This is a genomic window from Stutzerimonas stutzeri SDM-LAC (assembly GCF_000235745.1).
GTDB lineage: Bacteria > Pseudomonadota > Gammaproteobacteria > Pseudomonadales > Pseudomonadaceae > Stutzerimonas > Stutzerimonas stutzeri_H.
This window is the reverse complement of sequence record NZ_AGSX01000052.1, coordinates 1-16,098: the sequence shown is the minus strand read 5'-3', so window position 1 is coordinate 16,098 and position 16,098 is coordinate 1. Positions and strand designations below refer to the sequence as shown.

General features: G+C 61.7%; 18 protein-coding genes and 1 pseudogene. 12 read left to right on the top strand and 7 right to left on the bottom strand.

Annotated features, from left to right (window positions below; all coding sequences use genetic code 11):
* Positions 1-80: 80 nt before the first annotated feature.
* Positions 81-539 (bottom strand): carboxymuconolactone decarboxylase family protein, encoded by a 459-nt coding sequence (locus tag PSTU_RS0106220; RefSeq protein WP_019340178.1) that lies wholly within the window; start codon positions 537-539, stop codon positions 81-83.
* Positions 540-627: 88 nt separating this feature from the next.
* On the opposite strand from PSTU_RS0106220, the gene PSTU_RS0106215 reads away from it, so the two are divergent.
* From PSTU_RS0106215 to PSTU_RS22260, 4 genes are all read left to right on the top strand, one after another.
* Complete coding sequence (locus PSTU_RS0106215) at positions 628-1,437, top strand: helix-turn-helix transcriptional regulator (protein ID WP_019340177.1); 810 nt, start codon at positions 628-630, stop codon at positions 1,435-1,437.
* Positions 1,438-1,851: 414 nt separating this feature from the next.
* Positions 1,852-2,256, top strand: coding sequence for an RNA polymerase-binding protein DksA (gene dksA / locus PSTU_RS0106210; RefSeq protein ID WP_019340176.1), 405 nt, complete (start codon positions 1,852-1,854; stop codon positions 2,254-2,256).
* Between the two features lie 9 nt (positions 2,257-2,265).
* Complete coding sequence (zigA, locus tag PSTU_RS0106205) at positions 2,266-3,468, top strand: zinc metallochaperone GTPase ZigA (RefSeq protein ID WP_019340175.1); 1,203 nt, start codon at positions 2,266-2,268, stop codon at positions 3,466-3,468.
* Complete coding sequence (locus PSTU_RS22260) at positions 3,371-3,658, top strand: DUF1826 domain-containing protein (RefSeq protein WP_080571181.1); 288 nt, start codon at positions 3,371-3,373, stop codon at positions 3,656-3,658. The genes zigA and PSTU_RS22260 overlap by 98 nt, the downstream gene beginning before the upstream one ends.
* A 52-nt stretch (positions 3,659-3,710) precedes the next feature.
* Here the strand turns inward: PSTU_RS22260 and PSTU_RS0106195 are convergent, their stop codons facing one another.
* Positions 3,711-4,040, bottom strand: coding sequence for a four-helix bundle copper-binding protein (locus PSTU_RS0106195; protein WP_019340173.1), 330 nt, complete (start codon positions 4,038-4,040; stop codon positions 3,711-3,713).
* A gap of 214 nt (positions 4,041-4,254) precedes the next feature.
* Here PSTU_RS0106195 and PSTU_RS0106190 point away from each other — a divergent pair, with 214 nt between their 5' ends.
* From PSTU_RS0106190 to PSTU_RS0106180, 3 genes are all read left to right on the top strand, one after another.
* Positions 4,255-4,845, top strand: coding sequence for an IMPACT family protein (locus PSTU_RS0106190; protein WP_019340172.1), 591 nt, complete (start codon positions 4,255-4,257; stop codon positions 4,843-4,845).
* 152 nt (positions 4,846-4,997) lie between these two features.
* Positions 4,998-5,282, top strand: coding sequence for a hypothetical protein (locus tag PSTU_RS0106185; RefSeq protein ID WP_019340171.1), 285 nt, complete (start codon positions 4,998-5,000; stop codon positions 5,280-5,282).
* 521 nt (positions 5,283-5,803) lie between these two features.
* Complete coding sequence (locus PSTU_RS0106180; protein ID WP_019340170.1) at positions 5,804-6,754, top strand: adenosine deaminase; 951 nt, start codon at positions 5,804-5,806, stop codon at positions 6,752-6,754.
* 33 nt (positions 6,755-6,787) lie between these two features.
* On the opposite strand, the pseudogene PSTU_RS21755 reads toward PSTU_RS0106180, so the two are convergent.
* Positions 6,788-6,979 (bottom strand): annotated as a pseudogene (locus tag PSTU_RS21755) (LysR family transcriptional regulator); the annotation flags it as partial.
* Positions 6,980-7,122: 143 nt separating this feature from the next.
* On the opposite strand from PSTU_RS21755, the gene PSTU_RS0106170 reads away from it, so the two are divergent.
* Complete coding sequence (locus PSTU_RS0106170) at positions 7,123-8,136, top strand: zinc-binding alcohol dehydrogenase family protein (protein ID WP_019340168.1); 1,014 nt, start codon at positions 7,123-7,125, stop codon at positions 8,134-8,136.
* Between the two features lie 18 nt (positions 8,137-8,154).
* On the opposite strand, the gene PSTU_RS20520 is transcribed toward PSTU_RS0106170, so the two are convergent.
* Complete coding sequence (locus PSTU_RS20520; RefSeq protein WP_019340167.1) at positions 8,155-9,354, bottom strand: Bcr/CflA family multidrug efflux MFS transporter; 1,200 nt, start codon at positions 9,352-9,354, stop codon at positions 8,155-8,157.
* A 207-nt stretch (positions 9,355-9,561) separates the two neighbouring features.
* Here PSTU_RS20520 and PSTU_RS0106160 point away from each other — a divergent pair, with 207 nt between their 5' ends.
* Positions 9,562-10,191, top strand: a complete 630-nt coding sequence (locus PSTU_RS0106160; protein WP_019340166.1) for a TetR family transcriptional regulator — start codon at positions 9,562-9,564, stop codon at positions 10,189-10,191.
* Between the two features lie 36 nt (positions 10,192-10,227).
* Here PSTU_RS0106160 and PSTU_RS0106155 read toward each other — a convergent pair whose 3' ends face one another.
* On the bottom strand, positions 10,228-10,419 hold the full coding sequence (locus PSTU_RS0106155) for a heavy-metal-associated domain-containing protein (RefSeq protein WP_019340165.1): 192 nt from the start codon (positions 10,417-10,419) through the stop codon (positions 10,228-10,230).
* 154 nt (positions 10,420-10,573) lie between these two features.
* Between PSTU_RS0106155 and PSTU_RS0106150 the strand changes: the two genes are divergently transcribed.
* Both PSTU_RS0106150 and cueR read left to right on the top strand, forming a co-directional pair.
* Complete coding sequence (locus tag PSTU_RS0106150) at positions 10,574-12,955, top strand: heavy metal translocating P-type ATPase (protein ID WP_029404641.1); 2,382 nt, start codon at positions 10,574-10,576, stop codon at positions 12,953-12,955.
* Between the two features lie 93 nt (positions 12,956-13,048).
* Positions 13,049-13,465: a Cu(I)-responsive transcriptional regulator gene (gene cueR / locus PSTU_RS0106145; RefSeq protein WP_029404640.1), complete on the top strand. Its 417-nt coding sequence runs from the start codon at positions 13,049-13,051 to the stop codon at positions 13,463-13,465.
* A 79-nt stretch (positions 13,466-13,544) separates the two neighbouring features.
* On the opposite strand, the gene bfr is transcribed toward cueR, so the two are convergent.
* Positions 13,545-14,012 (bottom strand): bacterioferritin, encoded by a 468-nt coding sequence (gene bfr / locus PSTU_RS0106140; protein ID WP_019340163.1) that lies wholly within the window; start codon positions 14,010-14,012, stop codon positions 13,545-13,547.
* A gap of 293 nt (positions 14,013-14,305) precedes the next feature.
* Entirely contained in the window at positions 14,306-15,196 is an 891-nt protein-coding gene (locus tag PSTU_RS0106135) for a PA4780 family RIO1-like protein kinase (RefSeq protein WP_019340162.1), read from the bottom strand.
* A gap of 158 nt (positions 15,197-15,354) precedes the next feature.
* On the opposite strand from PSTU_RS0106135, the gene PSTU_RS20515 reads away from it, so the two are divergent.
* A partial coding sequence (locus PSTU_RS20515) for a bifunctional transcriptional activator/DNA repair enzyme AdaA (RefSeq protein WP_019340160.1) occupies positions 15,355-16,098 on the top strand: 744 nt, incomplete at its 3' end.

Genomic DNA, 16,098 nt, shown 5'->3' with positions numbered 1-16,098 from the left:
TCCCCGTCCCGCTGGGGGCGAACCTGTTCGTCCCCAGCGGTCCTAAGCCGCCCGACTTTCCGCCTGGGCGGCAGGTCGTTCTATTCCGGCTGGTAGCTGCCCGGCACCGGTGCGAAGGACACGCCAAAGCGGTTCCAGGCGTTGATGGTCGCTATCGCCAGCGTGAGGTTGGTCAGCTGCGCCTCGGAAAACTGCTGGCGCACCTCGTCGAACAGGGCTTGCTCAATACCGTTTGGCAGCAGCGTATTGGCCTCGGCCCAGGCCAACGCGGCGCGTTCTCGCTCAGTGAAAAACGGCGTTTCGCGCCAGGCGCTCAAGGCATAGATGCGCTGCTCGGTTTCGCCGATGGCACGGGCATCCTTGGTGTGCATGTCGATGCAGAACGCGCAGTGATTGATCTGCGAGACGCGAATCTTCACAAGCTCCATCAACGGCTTGTCGATGCCGTCTTCACTGCGGCTCTGGCGCGCCAGGTAGGTTTCCAGGCCCAACATGGCCTTGATGGCATCTGGAGCAGCGGCTTGGTAGTTCATGCGCATGGGGTGTCTCCTCGGTTTGGATGGGTCTAGCCTACATAGCCGCTGAGACGCACTATTGTAGAAATTCGACATCTTGAGCACGGCCACCATGCCTTCACTGCACGCGCGCCAGCCGCGTATTTCAGGCTTCTCCGCCCGGCCACCCTGCCCGGCGCTGGCCGCTTACGTGCAGCGCTTCTGGTGGCTGGACGGCGATTCTGCCGCCGCACATAACGCCCAGCTGCTGCATCCAGATGGTGGCTGCGGCCTGATCTTCAATTTTGCCGAGCCGTTGCAACTCGATGGCGTCGCTCACAGCGCTGCGGCACTGATCGCTGGCCCGCAACTGACCAGCAGCCGCTTGCAACTCGCCGCTCGGGTAAAGCTGATGGGGGTGCGTTTTCGTCCCGGCATGGGCTCAGCCTTTTTCGGCGTGGGGCTGGATGAGCTGTCAGGCATCCATTTCGACGATTGGCCTGGCCTGGGGCTGGCGGGCTTGAGCGACGCACTGGCAGAGCTGGACCGGGATGCGCAGCAGAGGTTGGTAGAGCGCGAGTTGCTGGCACGGCTGAACGATACGCAAACAAGGCGATCCCCTGCGCAGCAGTTGCTGAGCCAGATCGCCGCCCACCAGGGGCGCGCGCGGCTGGCCGATCTGATGCGGGCAGTCCCGCTAGGCCAGCGGCAGCTGGAGCGTGTCTTTCGCCATCAGGTAGGGCTGACACCCAAGCAGTTCAGCCGGATTCAGCGCGTGGCGCTGGTACGCGATGAGCTACGGATCGGAGGGTCGCTACCGGACACGGCACTGACCTGCAGTTACGCCGATCAGGCTCACTTCATCCACGATTTCAAAGCGGTAGTCGGGATGACGCCGGGCCAGTATCGACTTCGCGCGGTGGAAACTACAAAACCCGGTTGATGCGCCACCGAACCACCGCGGCTTGGTGATCGATCGCCGTGAACGCAGCCCCATTGGCGATGCGTGGCGAAAGGACCAAGTCTGCATGCCAGTAGCCAGATCATCCATCGACACAAGCTCGACACCTTCTCGTCCGCCTTCATTGCCGGGCCGCTGGTGAACAAGCTACGCCGTCTGATCGCCTGCCGTGTGGTTGGTTATTGTTCACCAGCACCATGCTGCACTGCTCGGCATCGGTCGCCGGACGCCCATTAACTTGGCTCATGACTTTCAAGCCTCGCATCTGCTTCACGGATTTTCGGGCAAGCGCCAGCTCATCTATCGCAGGTTGTTTGGTTGCACTCGCTGATCGCATTGGTATCGAGTTATTGTTATGTTATAACTATTGCATAACCACTTGCCGCTTCCGCCACCATGACCAAAGCCGAACTCCTTGCCCTACCCGTCGACGCCTATATGAACGAAGCCCAGCAAGCGTTCTTCCGGGGCTTGCTGCTGCATCAGCGCGCTGAATTGCAGGCGCGTATCGCTGACGAGCTCCAACAGTTGCGCGAGCAAGCGCCAAGCAGCGACCCATCCGATGTCGGCACCGCTGAAGAACAACGCCAGTGGCAGCTCAGGCTGCTGGAGCGAGAAAAGAAGTTGCTCGACAAGATTGACGCCTCGCTCGATGCGCTCGCTCGCGGCGAATACGGCTGGTGCGCCGAAACCGGCGACCCCATCGGGCTGGAACGTCTGCTGCTACGCCCCACCACGGCGCTGTGCATCGAAGCCAAAGAGCGCCAAGAACAGCGCGAAAAACATCAACGAACCGCCTGAGAGACCGCCATGAACCGCCTTCCCGTAACCGTGCTGTCCGGCTTTCTTGGCGCCGGCAAGAGCACGCTGCTCAACAACATTCTGAAAAATCGCGACGGCTTGCGCGTGGCGGTCATCGTTAACGACATGAGCGAAATCAACATCGATGGCGGCGAGGTCCAGCGCGACGTCAGCCTCAATCGCGCCGAAGAAAAGCTGGTCGAGATGAGCAACGGCTGCATCTGTTGCACCTTGCGCGAGGACCTGCTCGAAGAGGTCGGCAAGCTGGCGCGAGAGGGCCGTTTCGATTATCTGCTGATCGAGTCCACCGGTATTTCCGAACCGCTGCCGGTGGCGGAGACCTTCACCTTTCGCGATGAGCAAGGTCAGAGCCTCGCCGATCTGGCGAGGCTGGATACCATGGTCACGGTGGTCGACGGGGTCAATTTCCTGCGCGACTTCCATGAGGCGGAAGGTCTGGCGAGCCGCGGCGAAACCCTGGGTGATGACGACGAGCGCTCGATTACAGAGCTGCTGATCGAGCAAGTGGAGTTCGCTGACGTCATCCTGATCAGCAAGATCGACCTGATATCCAGCGCTGAGCGTGAGGAACTGAGCGCGATCCTGGGCCGCTTGAACACCCATGCTGAAGTTCTGCCCATGAGCATGGGCAACGTAGCGCTGACGAAGATCCTCGATACCGGGCGCTTCGATTTCGAGCGCGCAGCCCAAGCACCAGGCTGGCTCAAGGAGATGCGCGGCGAGCACGTGCCCGAGACGGAGGAATACGGCATTGCATCCACCGGCTATCTCGCCCGCCGTCCCTTCCATCCGCAACGGTTTCACGACTTCCTCAGCCGCGAATGGACCAACGGCCGTCTGCTGCGCTCAAAGGGCTACTTCTGGCTGGCGAGCCGCCCACAGGAGGCCGGTAGCTGGTCTCAAGCTGGCGGGTTGATGCGCTATGACTACGCCGGGCGTTGGTGGCGCTTTACGCCCGATTCGCAATGGCCAGACAACGAAGAATCGCGCAACGCGATCCGCCAGAAATGGGACGAGGATTGTGGCGACTGCCGACAGGAGCTGGTTTTCATCGGACAGAACATCGATTTCGCCCAGCTGCGTGCCGAGCTGGATGCCTGCCTGCTCAGCGACTCGGAATGGAATCTCGGCCCGGAGCACTGGTTGCGGATGCCGGACCCGTTCGGTCCCTGGTATCAGGAAGTCGCGTGATGCTGGCGCTTTCTGCGATCACTGCCAGCCCACGACAAGCATTCGGCGACACACCAGTGGTGCTGAGCGACGCGCTACAGGACGGCATACGCTTTCACGTGGCAACGAGGGCGCCGGCATCATTCATCGCTCACCGCAGGTAGCGCCTGGCGTCCACAGACTGAACCTAAGGCTTGATTGGCGGGCCTGAAAAAAAAAGGGCCGGCAGCTGTGGCTCAACCCTTTGGACCGAACGGCAGGCGTCAGGCTGCCATTTTTCCGCATTCTTCAGCACATTTTCGACAGGCTTCGGCGCAGGCCTGGCAGTGGTCCATCTGATGCTTGGCGCATTCGTCACCGCACTCGCGACAGATCTGAGCACAGATACGGCACATCTCTTTGGCGAACTTGCTATCGCGTGTCATCAGCGTGGCGGCCAGTGCACAAATGTCGGCGCAGTCGCGGTCCAGCTCGATACAGCGCGCCATCATCTTTACGTCATCTTCACGCAAGCAGGATGCGGCGCAGGTTTCACACACGATGGCGCAGTTGGAGCAGGCCTGGATGCAAGCCTCGTACTTGGAATTGAGCATTTGGGATTCCTCCAAGGTCGATGTTGGCTAATCAATGAGGGCACTCGCCCTCTCATACAGTTCGTGCCAGTCACGCCGTTCTAAGTTCAGTTCGATTGACCCAACGGCGCTCTCGCCCCACGAGCAGCCCACCATCACCGCACAGGCGGATCTGATCCCACTCAGCGACAGCCACCGTTACAATCCATCATTCCTTTGCCAGTACGCGATGCACATGACTTCCACCCTCGCCACGCCTTGCGAATATCAGGAAACCATCCGCAAGAGCCGCTTCCTCGCCAAGGCTGCGCCGGTGTCCAGTCCCAAAGAAGCTCAGGCGTTCATCCAGGCAGTCAGCGACGCCAGCGCCACGCACAATTGCTGGGCGTGGAAGCTGGGCAGTCAATACCGCTTCAGCGATGACGGCGAGCCCGGCGGAACGGCCGGCCGTCCCATGTTGACCGCCATCGAAGGGCAGGACTGCGACCAGGTGGTCGTGGTGGTGATTCGCTGGTTCGGCGGCATCCAGTTGGGTACCGGCGGGCTGGCCCGTGCCTATGGCGGTTCCACCGCGAAATGCCTGCAGGCAGGTGAACGCGTGGAACTGGTCGCCCGGGTTCGCTGCAGCTGTCATTGCCGCTTTGCCGAACTGGCGCTGCTCAAGTCGCGCCTGAGCGACTATGACGCGCTGATCGACAGCGAAACCTTCGACGCTGACGGTGCCGAGTTGCAGCTGGCCTTCCCCGCGGCGCAACAACCGCAGGTGCAGAAACTGCTGTCCGATATCAGCCGCGGCCGCTCAAAACTGCACCCGCTTGACCCTTGAGCATCGCTCACCGTTGAACTGCGCGATACCAGAGAAGTCCCTATAACAGCGGCACTTGCCGTTGGGTCGGGCGCATTCGTGTGCATGTACCCCAACACAATCGAGTGGAAGTGCCCAGACACGCATTCCGCTGCGAAACAGGAGTCTGACGAATGAAAAGCAAATACAAGTGGCTGATCCCCGGTGCCGTGCTGCTGACCACCTTGGGCATGGCCGGTTGCGATGTCGAAAAAACCGAAGAAGGTTCGCTCCCTGACGTGGAAGTCGAAGGGGGCAACATGCCGGAGTACGACGTCGATGCGCCAGAAGTGGATGTTGGCACCAAGGAAAAGGTCATCACTGTTCCTGATGTCGATGTGACCATGCCTGACGATGATGAGCCTGATGTCGGTGAGCCGGTAGAGCCAAGCGCACCCGCACCAGCGCCGCAGAACTGATAAGTAGTCGAGGCGTGCCCTGACGGCGCGCCTCCTTCAAAGGCCGCGCTTGCGACAGCAAAGCGCGGCCTTTTTGTGCCGCCAGGTTTTCCACCGTTTATGTGCATTAAATTGTGGATAACAATGTGAGCAAGCCGGGAACCCCAATCCTGGCGTGGCCTCGGCGAAGTCGCTCATTTTTTAACCAAAGCCATATGACGGCGATCATTGACTACTAAAGCTACTGATTTTTCGAGCTTTTTTGTCATTCCAAGTACGCTAGAGCGGCGATTTCAGATCGCCATCACTGTTCCATCTGGTTATCCGCAATCGCCGTGGACAAGTTTGTGGATAACCGTTGGGCTGACGGCTGTCGGGCCCGTCTGGCCTCGCTTGAGGCAAGTTGCTCGTTTTTCGCACAAGCCGAGCAGCTGGCAGCAAGCCGCACAGCGCAACGGGCGATCTGCTGGCTGCTCGTAGTTGACGTTGGGGTCAATTCGCCCAACATGATTAAATGCAACTTTTCCAGACGGGGGTTCCCCATGTACGACTGGCTCAACGCCTTGCCCAAAGCCGAGCTTCATCTGCATCTCGAAGGCTCGCTCGAACCCGAGCTTCTGTTCCGCCTGGCCGAACGCAACAAGATCGCCCTCCGCTGGGACAACGTCGACGCACTGCGCAGCGCTTACAACTTCGGCAACCTGCAGGAATTTCTCGATCTTTATTACGCCGGGGCGGACGTGCTGCGCACCGAGCAGGATTTCTACGACCTGACATGGGCCTACTTGCAGAAGTGCGAAGAGCAGAACGTCGTTCACACCGAGCCCTTCTACGATCCCCAGACCCACACTGATCGCGGTATCCCGTTCGAGGTCGCCATGCGCGGCATCAGCGACGCCTTGGCTGATGGCCGCGAGCTGCTCGGTATCAGCAGCGGACTGATCCTGAGCTTTTTGCGCCACCTGCCAGAAGAAGCAGCATTCAAGACGCTGGAACAGGCGATGCCGTTCCGCGACGCTTTCTTTGCAGTCGGTCTGGACAGTTCCGAAATGGGCCATCCACCAAGCAAGTTCGAACGCGTCTTTGCCAAGGCCCGTGCCGAAGGTTTCCTCGCCGTGGCTCATGCCGGAGAGGAAGGTCCGCCGGAATACATCTGGGAAGCGCTGGACCTGCTCAAGGTCAGCCGCATCGACCACGGCGTGCGTGCTGCCGAAGACCCGAAACTGATCCAGCGCCTGATCGACGAGCAGACCCCACTCACCGTCTGCCCGCTGTCCAACACCAAGCTTCGCGTGTTCGATGACATGAGCCAGCACAACATCCTGCAGATGCTGGAGCAAGGCGTGAAGGTGACGGTGAACTCGGACGACCCGGCCTATTTCGGCGGCTACGTCACCGAAAACTTCATGGCCCTTCACGAAAGCCTGGGCTTGACCGAAGATCAGGCGCGCCGCCTGGCACAGAACAGCCTCGACGCACGTCTGGCCAAGTGATGTAACGAGCCGAGCCGCCTACGGCGGTCCGGCTCAGCGCACCAGGAAAGGCGCCTGCTCGAGCAATACGTGGCACCGTTCGCTCAGGTGTTCACGCAGCAACCGCAGGGTTTCACCCAGATGCGCCCGGTGCGCGCAGATCAGGTTCAGCGGCGCCGCTTCGCCCAGCAGTTCCGGCAACAACACCGCCAGTCGCTTCGCCTGCACGTCGTGCGCGACATCCAGCCGGTAAATACGAATATCTGGAGGTCGTCGGTGCGCAGCATTTTCAATAATCCGTTGAAAGAGCCTCTGCGCAATATGCTGTTTTTCTTCGTGACGCGAAAGCCGAATATGGCCGCAACCGCCTCATCCCTTAGGAGAAGTTCATGAAAGCCATCGGCTACCAACAGTCCCTGCCTGCTGACGATCCACATTCATTACTCGACATCGAACTGCCCGATCCTACGCCCGGCCCGCGCGACTTGCTGGTCGAGGTCCGCGCCATCTCGGTGAACCCGGTCGACACCAAGATTCGCATGCGGGTACAGCCGGAGGCCGGCGGGCATCAGGTGCTCGGCTGGGATGTCGCCGGTGTGGTGCGCTCGGTGGGCAGTGGCGTCAGCCTGTTCAAACCCGGCGATGAGGTGTTCTACGCCGGTGCGCTGGATCGCCCGGGTGCCAACAGCGAACTGCATCTGGTTGATGAGCGCATCGTCGGGCGCAAGCCGGCCACCCTTGGTTATGCAGATGCAGCAGCCTTGCCGCTGACCTCGATCACTGCCTGGGAATTGCTATTCGAACGCTTGCAGATAGACGAAGGAAAGCAAGACCGCGATCAGCGCCTGCTTGTCATTGGCGCAGCAGGTGGGGTCGGCTCGATCCTCACGCAACTGGCGCGTCAGCTGACCGGACTCCAGGTCATCGGTACAGCTTCGCGCAGCGACACCCAAGCCTGGGTGCGAGAACTGGGCGCGCATGAGGTGATCGATCACAGCCAGCCGCTGGCCGCCGAGCTGCAGCGTCTGGACATCACTGACGTCACCCACGTCGCCAGCCTGACTCACACCGATGTGCACCTGCCGCAGATCGTCGAAGCGCTGCGACCACAAGGACGTCTGGCGCTGATCGACGACCCGGCGAGCCTCGACATCGGCCTGCTCAAGCGCAAGAGCCTTTCGCTGCACTGGGAGTTCATGTACACGCGTTCGCTGTATCAGACGCCGGACATGATTGCGCAACATCAACTGCTCAATCGGGTCGCGGAGTTGATCGATAGCGGCGTGCTCAGGACCACTCTGGGCGAGCATTACGGCACGATCAACGCCGAAAACCTGCGTCGCGCCCATGCCTTTATCGAGAGCGGCAAGGCCAAAGGCAAGATCGTTCTCGAAGGATTCTAAAGCGCATGCGCAGCCGCCTCAGGACGAGGCGGCGCCGTCGCTACGCTCGGCAACGACGCGCTGACCGGTATACCAGGCCAGACACGCCGCCAGGCCCGCACACACGGTGATCGCCGAGGCCATCGGCACGGCTGTGCCGTTGTGCATCCAACCTACCGCCGCCGAGGCCAGGGCGGCGACACAGAACTGCATGCTACCCATCAACGCAGATGCCAACCCCGCCTGCTTGCCCTGCTTCGCCATGGCACAGGCGGTCGCGTTGGGCAGGATGCTGCCAAGGCTCGCCAGGCCGGCAAACAGCGGAATCAACAGTGGCCATAGGGCATCCGGCCTGCTCAGTGCAATCACCAGCAACGCTGCACCGCAAGCGAAGTAGAGCCAGACCAAGCGCCGCAACCAGAAACCCGGGCCGCGCAGACGCAACAGCCGGGCGTTGATCTGCGAGACGAGGATGAATCCTGCCGCATTGCTGCCGAACAGCCAGCCGTAGTGTTCGGCCGGAACGCCGTAGAGCTCGATGAAGACGAAAGGCGATCCGGCGATATAGGCGAACATACCGGCCATCGCCACGCCACCAGCGAGCGCAAAGGCGATGAACTCACCGTCACGAAACAATGCGAGGTAGCGACCGAAGGTCCCGCTCAAGGCGTGCTTGGGTGCATCGGCCGGCAAGGTTTCCGGCAGCCGCAGCGCGACCGCAACGCCGCACAGCGCGCTGAAGGCCGTCAGCGAGACGAAGATCGACTGCCAGCCGAACGCGTTCATCAGCAGCCCGCCTGCCAGCGGCGCAAGGATCGGCGCCAACCCCATCACCAGCATCAACTGGGAAAAAACTTTCGCGCCCTGCACCGGATCGCACCAGTCACGCACCACCGCGCGGGTCACCACGATGCCTGCGCAGCCACCCAGCGCCTGGATAAAACGCGCCGCGATCAACCAGTCCAGCGATGGCGCGAACGCGCACGCCAGCGACGCCAGAGTAAACAGCGTCACGCCCGCAAGCAGCGGCCAGCGCCGTCCATACCGATCCGCCAGCGGCCCGTAGATCAACTGACCGAGAGCCAAGCCGATGAAGTAGGCCGCCAGCGACAGCTGTACATGCTCCACATCCGTGCCAAAAGCACGTGCCATTGCTGGAAATGCGGGCAGATAGAAATCGATGGCCAGCGGGCCGAAGGCACTAAGCGCGCCCAGGATGAGCAGAATCGGAAGGGGCATGAACAAAAACTCGCGAAGCGGAAAAAGCCGAAACGTCGACGCGCAGCGAAGCGGCGGCCAAGATCGAACGTTTACAGAGAAGCTGAGATGCTGTTACATACACAGACGATTGTAAACATCAGAAGTTGCAGAAGTTGAAGGACGAACTCCGCATCGCCCGCCGCCAAGGCCTTTATTCATGCAGCGTCAGGCTGCCGTAGCCCTCACATGCGAAGAACCAAAGAAGACGCCGAAAAGACCCGTGTAGCTCTGCTCGCTTCCGCCGAGCGCCTGTTCCTGGATAAAGGCGTGGCCCATACCAGCCTCGACCAGATCGCGCGGGATGCCGGCGTGACGCGCGGCGCCGTCTACTGGCACTTCCAGAACAAGGCACACCTGTTTCACGAAATGCTCAACCAGGTCCGCCTCCCCCCGGAGCAGATGACCGAGCGCTTGTGCAGCTGCACCCAGCAGCAACCGCTGCGGGTGTTGCGTGAGCTCTGCGTTGAGGGAATCAGCGCATTGGGCCGGGACGAACAGAAACGTCGGGTCATGACGATCCTCCTGCATCGCTGCGAATTCACCGATGAACTCCGCGAAGCCGAAGAACGCCACCATGCGTTCATCAATCTGTTTATCGACCTGTGCGAGAAGCTGCTGGAAAGCGCCGCCGCGAACCTGTATCCGGGCGTAACGCCCCGTCTGGCCGCGCGAACGCTGCACGCATTGATCTTGGGACTGTTCAGTGACTGGACACGCGACCCGACCCTGTTCGATCCGGAGAAGGATTGCGCCGCGCTAATCGACCCGGTGTTCCGGGGTCTGGTGAGGGACTGGGGAAACCCTGCCTCTGAGTGAAGCGAAGGCGCGGCAGCAAGCGCTGCCGCGGGTCAGCTACAGAACCTCGTAGCCTTCCTCCTTGATTGCTGCGCTGATCGTTGCCTCGTCGAGACGGCTGTCGACCCGCACCACACCGGCATCCAGGTCCACGTCTACCTGGGCAGCGCCATCTCGCGACTGGATAGCTTGAGTCACAGCGCGCTGGCAATGGGCGCAGGTCATGCCTTTCACATTGAATGTCTGCATCTGAATCTCCGGTCCGTTTGAAATCACGATGGTCATGCTCAACCTTGCCACACCGGGAAGGTCAATAACTTGGCTGCAACACTCTGTAGCTCGACTTGACCTTGCCATCAGGTGAAGGTTGAGTATCGACACATCAGCCAATCCGGAGCAACCGATGACTCGTGCAACCTACACCCTGCCAATCGCCGGCATGACCTGCGCCAGCTGCGCCGGACGGGTCGAGCGCGCCCTGCTCAAAATGCCCGGTATCGCCAGCGCGGCTGTCAACCTGGCCGCTGAGCAGGTGCGGGTGGAAGCCGACGACGCCGATCTCGCCAGGCTGGTGCAGACCATAGAACAAGCCGGTTACGGCGTGCCGGTACAAACCCTGGAGCTGGCTATCGAAGGCATGACCTGCGCCAGCTGCGTCGGCCGCGTCGAACGAGCGCTGTTAAAAGTGCCAGGCGTGCGCAGCGCCTCGGTGAATCTGGCCAACGAACGCGCCCGTATCGAGGTGCTCGGTGCGGTTGATTCAGCGGCACTGGTCGCCGCAGTGGAAGCCGCTGGCTACCAGGCCCAGACCAGCAGTGAGAGTGAGCCGGCCACTGACCGGAGCGAAAGCCGACTACGCCGTGAACGCTGGGCCGTGATCGCGGCGCTACTGTTGGCCGCGCCGCTGGTCATCCCGATGTTTGGCGACCTGCTGGGGCTGCACTGGATGTTGCCGCCCTGGGTGCAGTTCGTGCTCGCTACGCCGGTGCAGTTCATCCTGGGTGCGCGTTTCTATGCGGCCGGTTGGAAGGCCGTACGTGCCGGCACTGGCAACATGGATCTGCTGGTCGCGATCGGCACCAGCGCAGGCTATGGCCTAAGCCTCTACCAGTGGTGGGCCGTAGAGGCTGGGCAGATGCCGCATCTGTATTTCGAAGCGTCCGCTGTGGTGATCGCGCTCGTTCTGCTGGGCAAGTACCTCGAAAGCCGCGCCAAACGCCAGACCAGTGCCGCTATCCGGGCACTGGAAGCGCTCAGGCCGGAGCGCGCGGTACGCGTTGTCGACGGCCGTGAAGAGGATGTTGCGATCGCTGCGCTGCGGTTGGACGATCTGGTACTGGTCAAGCCCGGCGAGCGCTTCCCGGTAGACGGCGAAGTGGTCGAAGGCGAAAGCCAGGCCGACGAAGCCCTGATCAGCGGTGAAAGCCTGCCGGTAGCGAAGGCGCCGGGTGACAGCATCACCGGCGGCGCGATCAACGGTGAAGGCCGATTGCTGGTACGCACAACGGCGCTGGGCGGCGAAACGGTGCTGGCACGCATCATCCGCCTGGTCGAAGACGCCCAGGCAGCCAAGGCACCTATCCAGAAGCTGGTGGACAAGGTCAGCCAGGTCTTCGTCCCGGCGGTGCTGGTCATCGCGCTGCTGACCCTGGCGGGATGGCTGTTTGTCGGCGCGCCGGCTGAAGTCGCGCTGATCAACGCGGTTGCCGTGCTGGTCATCGCCTGTCCCTGTGCGCTCGGGCTTGCGACGCCCGCAGCGATCATGGCCGGCACCGGCGTCGCCGCACGCCACGGCATTCTGATCAAGGACGCCGAGGCGCTGGAAGTCGCTCATGCGGTGACTGCCGTCGCCTTCGACAAGACCGGAACTTTGACGTCGGGCAAGCCGCGCATCGTTCATCTGCATGCCGTCGATGGCGACGAATCCGGCCTGTTGCAACAGGCCGGTGCACTGCAACGCGGCAGCGAACACCCGCTGGCGCAGGCGGTACTGGACCGCTGTGCCGAGCAAGGCCTGACAGTAGCCGACGTGGACCGGAGCCAGTCGCTCACCGGGCGCGGCATCGCCGGCAATCTCGATGGCCGCTCGCTGGCGCTGGGCAATCGTCGGCTGCTGGATGACAGCAGCCTGCAGCCAGGCGAGCTGGCGAGCAAAGCCGAAGCCTGGGAAAGCGAAGGCCGCACCCTCTCCTGGCTGATCGAAACGGCACCTCAACCGCGTGTGCTTGGCCTGTTTGCCTTTGGTGACAGCCTCAAGGACGGCGCTGCAGACGCCATCGCCGCCCTCAATGCGCGACATATTCGCAGCCATCTGATCACCGGTGACAACCGTGGTAGCGCTCGCGTGGTGGCCGAGGCGCTGCAGATCGACAGCGTGCACGCCGAAGTGCTGCCGGCGGACAAGGCCGCCACGGTTGCCGAGCTGAAGAAAGGCGGCGCGGTGGTGGCCATGGTCGGCGACGGCATCAACGACGCCCCGGCCTTGGCCGCCGCCGATGTCGGCATCGCCATGGGCGGCGGTACCGACGTGGCGATGCACGCCGCCGGTATCACCCTGATGCGCGGCGATCCCAGGCTGGTTCCGGCCGCGCTGGAGATCAGCCGCCGCACCTATCGCAAGATTCAGCAGAACCTGTTCTGGGCGTTCATCTACAACCTGGTGGGCATTCCCCTGGCAGCCTTCGGTTTTCTCAGCCCGGTAGTGGCAGGCGCGGCGATGGCGTTGTCGAGTGTCAGCGTGGTCAGCAACGCGCTGCTGCTCAAGCGCTGGAAGCCGGAGGAATGATAGGGGCTGCGCTCAGCCCGTCCTGCGGTTGAGCGCAGCGGTTCCATGGCCTTTTCGAACGATAACTGCAACCCGACACCTCTGGACCTCAGCATGAACATTGGCCAAGCAGCAAAGAAAAGCGGGCTTTCAGCAAAGATGATTCGCTACTACGAGTCCATCGACCTGATCTCCCCGGCGGGGCGCAGCGCCAACGGTTACCGCCACTACGGCGATGAAGACCTGCACCGCCTCGCCTTTATCAAACGTTCGCGGGACATGGGCTTCTCCCTGGAAGAAGTGAGCAGGTTGCTCACGCTCTGGCAGGACCGCCAACGCGCCAGCGCCGATGTTAAAGCCGTCGCTGGTGCGCATATCGAAGCGCTCAATCAGAAGATTGCCGAACTGGTGGGGTTGCGTGACACCCTGCAGGAACTGGTCGACACCTGCCACGGTGACGACCGGCCGGACTGTCCCATCCTCAAGGATCTCGAGTCCGGCGGATGTTGCTCGACTCGCCGCGCCGAGTGAGCGGCGATGAAGGGAAAACCAATCTTGCCGCGCCGCTAAAACTCATGAGGCCAGGCATCGCGCCTGGCCTCATGAACAATCAGCTGGCCTGCGATTGCAGGTAGTTTTGCAGCCCGATGCGGTCGATCATTCCGAGCTGCTGCTCCAGCCAATAGGCGTGATCTTCTTCAGTGTCCAGCAGCTGCAGTTCAAGAATTTCACGCGTCTGGTAATCGTCGTGCTGCTCGGCCAGCGTGATGCCCTTGGCCAGGGCTGCACGAACCTTGTATTCGAGCGCCAGATCGGCGCGCAACATCTCGGGGACGGTCTGGCCTGGATGAATTGCTTCAGGCGTCATGTCCGGGGTGCCTTCGAGGAACAGGATGCGTTTGAGCAGCGCATCGGCGTGCTCGGTTTCCTCTTGCATCTCATGGTTGATCCGCTCGTAGAGCTTGGTGAATCCCCAGTCGGCATACATCCGCGAGTGCAGGAAATACTGATCACGCGCCGCCAGCTCCCCACGCAGCAGTTCTTTCAGATATTCGATGACCTGTGGCTGACCTTGCATTGCGACTCTCTCCTGCACTGACTTTTGAACGCCGGGCCATGATACGCCCAATCCGCGGCTGATTGACCGCGGCCGCCTTGCCGCAGTAACACCGGCTGACCCATGAGTTGTTTCAGCATAGGCCGAATGCCAGGGCCAGAGCGTAGTTCTGTTGAACCTGTCGCAGCGCCCCGCGATATCGCGACGTCTTGCTCGCCCCCACCCACCGAGTGCCAGGCGATGCTTTGGTCGCGAGCACGCTGGCTCCTGCGATACGCCTCTTCGTAACGACGCCTAGGCTGCCGGCGAAAGGATCAATTACGCATCCATGGCGGCGTCGGCGGTTCGTCGCTGGGCTCATCCGTCGCATTGCGTAGCGCTTCCTTTCGCGCCTGGTCGGCAAGAGTCGCTTTGATCTCACGCATGACTGCGTCGAGATCGGCGGCATCTTCCGGCTCGGCAAATTCCCCAGTCAGCTCGGAATCCGGCGTCAGCTTGCCGTCCTCGTACAGCGCCCACATTTCCTTGGCGTAGCGGGTGAATTTTAGCTCCGGCGCGAACTGCCCGAAGTAAGCCGCCATGTTGCCGACGTCCCGTTCGAGCATTTCAAACGCATGGTTATTGCCAGCCGCATCCACCGCCTGTGGTAGGTCGATGATGACCGGGCCGTGCTCGTCGAGCAGCACGTTGAACTCGGACAAGTCGCCATGCACCAGGCCGGCGCAAAGCATCTTCACCACTTCGCCGATCATGAAGGCATGGAATTCTCGCGCATCGTCAGGGTGCAGATCGACGTCATTCAGGCGCGGCGCAGCATCGCCGTCCTCGCCCGAGATCATCTCCATCAACAGCACGCCATCGAGGAAGTCGTACGGCTTGGGCACGCGCACGCCAGCGTCTGCCAGCCTGAACAAGGCGGCTACTTCGGCGTTCTGCCAGTTTTCCTCTTTTTCCTTGCGCCCGTGCTTGGAACCCTTGGCCATGGCGCGGGCATCGCGGCTGCTGCGAACCTTGCGGCCTTCCTGATATTTGACGGCCTGCCTGAAGCTGCGGTTATTGGCTTCCTTGTACACCTTGGCGCAACGCAGTTCCTCACCACAGCGCACGACATAGACTGCTGCCTCCTTGCCGCTCATGAGCGGGCGCAACACTTCGTCGATCAGCCCATCCTCGACCAACGGCTCGAGTCGTTTTGGCGTTTTCATCAGCGGCTTACAGACCCTTTTTGGCTATGCAGATCTGCAGGTTACGGCAATCGCCAGCAGGCTTCCATGCTCACTCGCAAGTTTGAAAGCGCACTGTGGATTGGCAATGGAACCGGCCACGGCGGACAATCCGAACCATTCACCCAGGGAGCGCTGTGATGCTCGATTTTGATCACTGCTGGCAAGCGCTCAGCGACCGCGACGCAAGCTTCGATGGCCGCTTCGTGTTTGCCGTGCACTCGACACGCATATTCTGCCGACCGAGCTGTCCGGCGCGTCGTCCGCGGCGCGACGGCGTGAGTTTCTTCCAGCATGTCAGCGAGGCGGAAGCCGCCGGCTTTCGTGCTTGTCGTCGCTGTTCGCCGCAGGGCCAGAGCCTGGCCGAGCAGCTCGATGCTCTGGTCATCGCCGCCTGTCGTCTGCTCGATGAAAGCGACGAGCCGATGACGCTGGATCAACTGGCCGGACGCATCGGCCTGTCTCCCTCGCACCTAGCGCGGGCCTTCAAGACTCGCACCGGTATGACGCCGCGCGCCTGGGCAGCCGCACGTCGGCGCGCGCGGCTCGAAATGCAGCTACCCGCTGCCGAATCGGTGCTTGGCGCAGCCCTTGATGCGGGATACGGCAGCACGCGCGGCGCCTATCAAAACACCGCGGCACTCAGCCCAGCCCAGCGCAGGCGAAGGGCTGCGGGCGAAACCTTGCGCTATGCGATCAGCTCATGTCCGCTCGGGTTGCTGCTGATCGCCGCGAGCGACAAAGGCGTTTGCGCGCTGCTGTTTGGCGACGATGAGCAGGCCCTGCTTGACGAGCTTCATTCGCGCTTCTCGGCGGCCGAGCTGACAGCTGATCAGGCTGGACTGGGCGAGTGGCTGGAACGGATCGTGGCTCAGTTGAAAGAA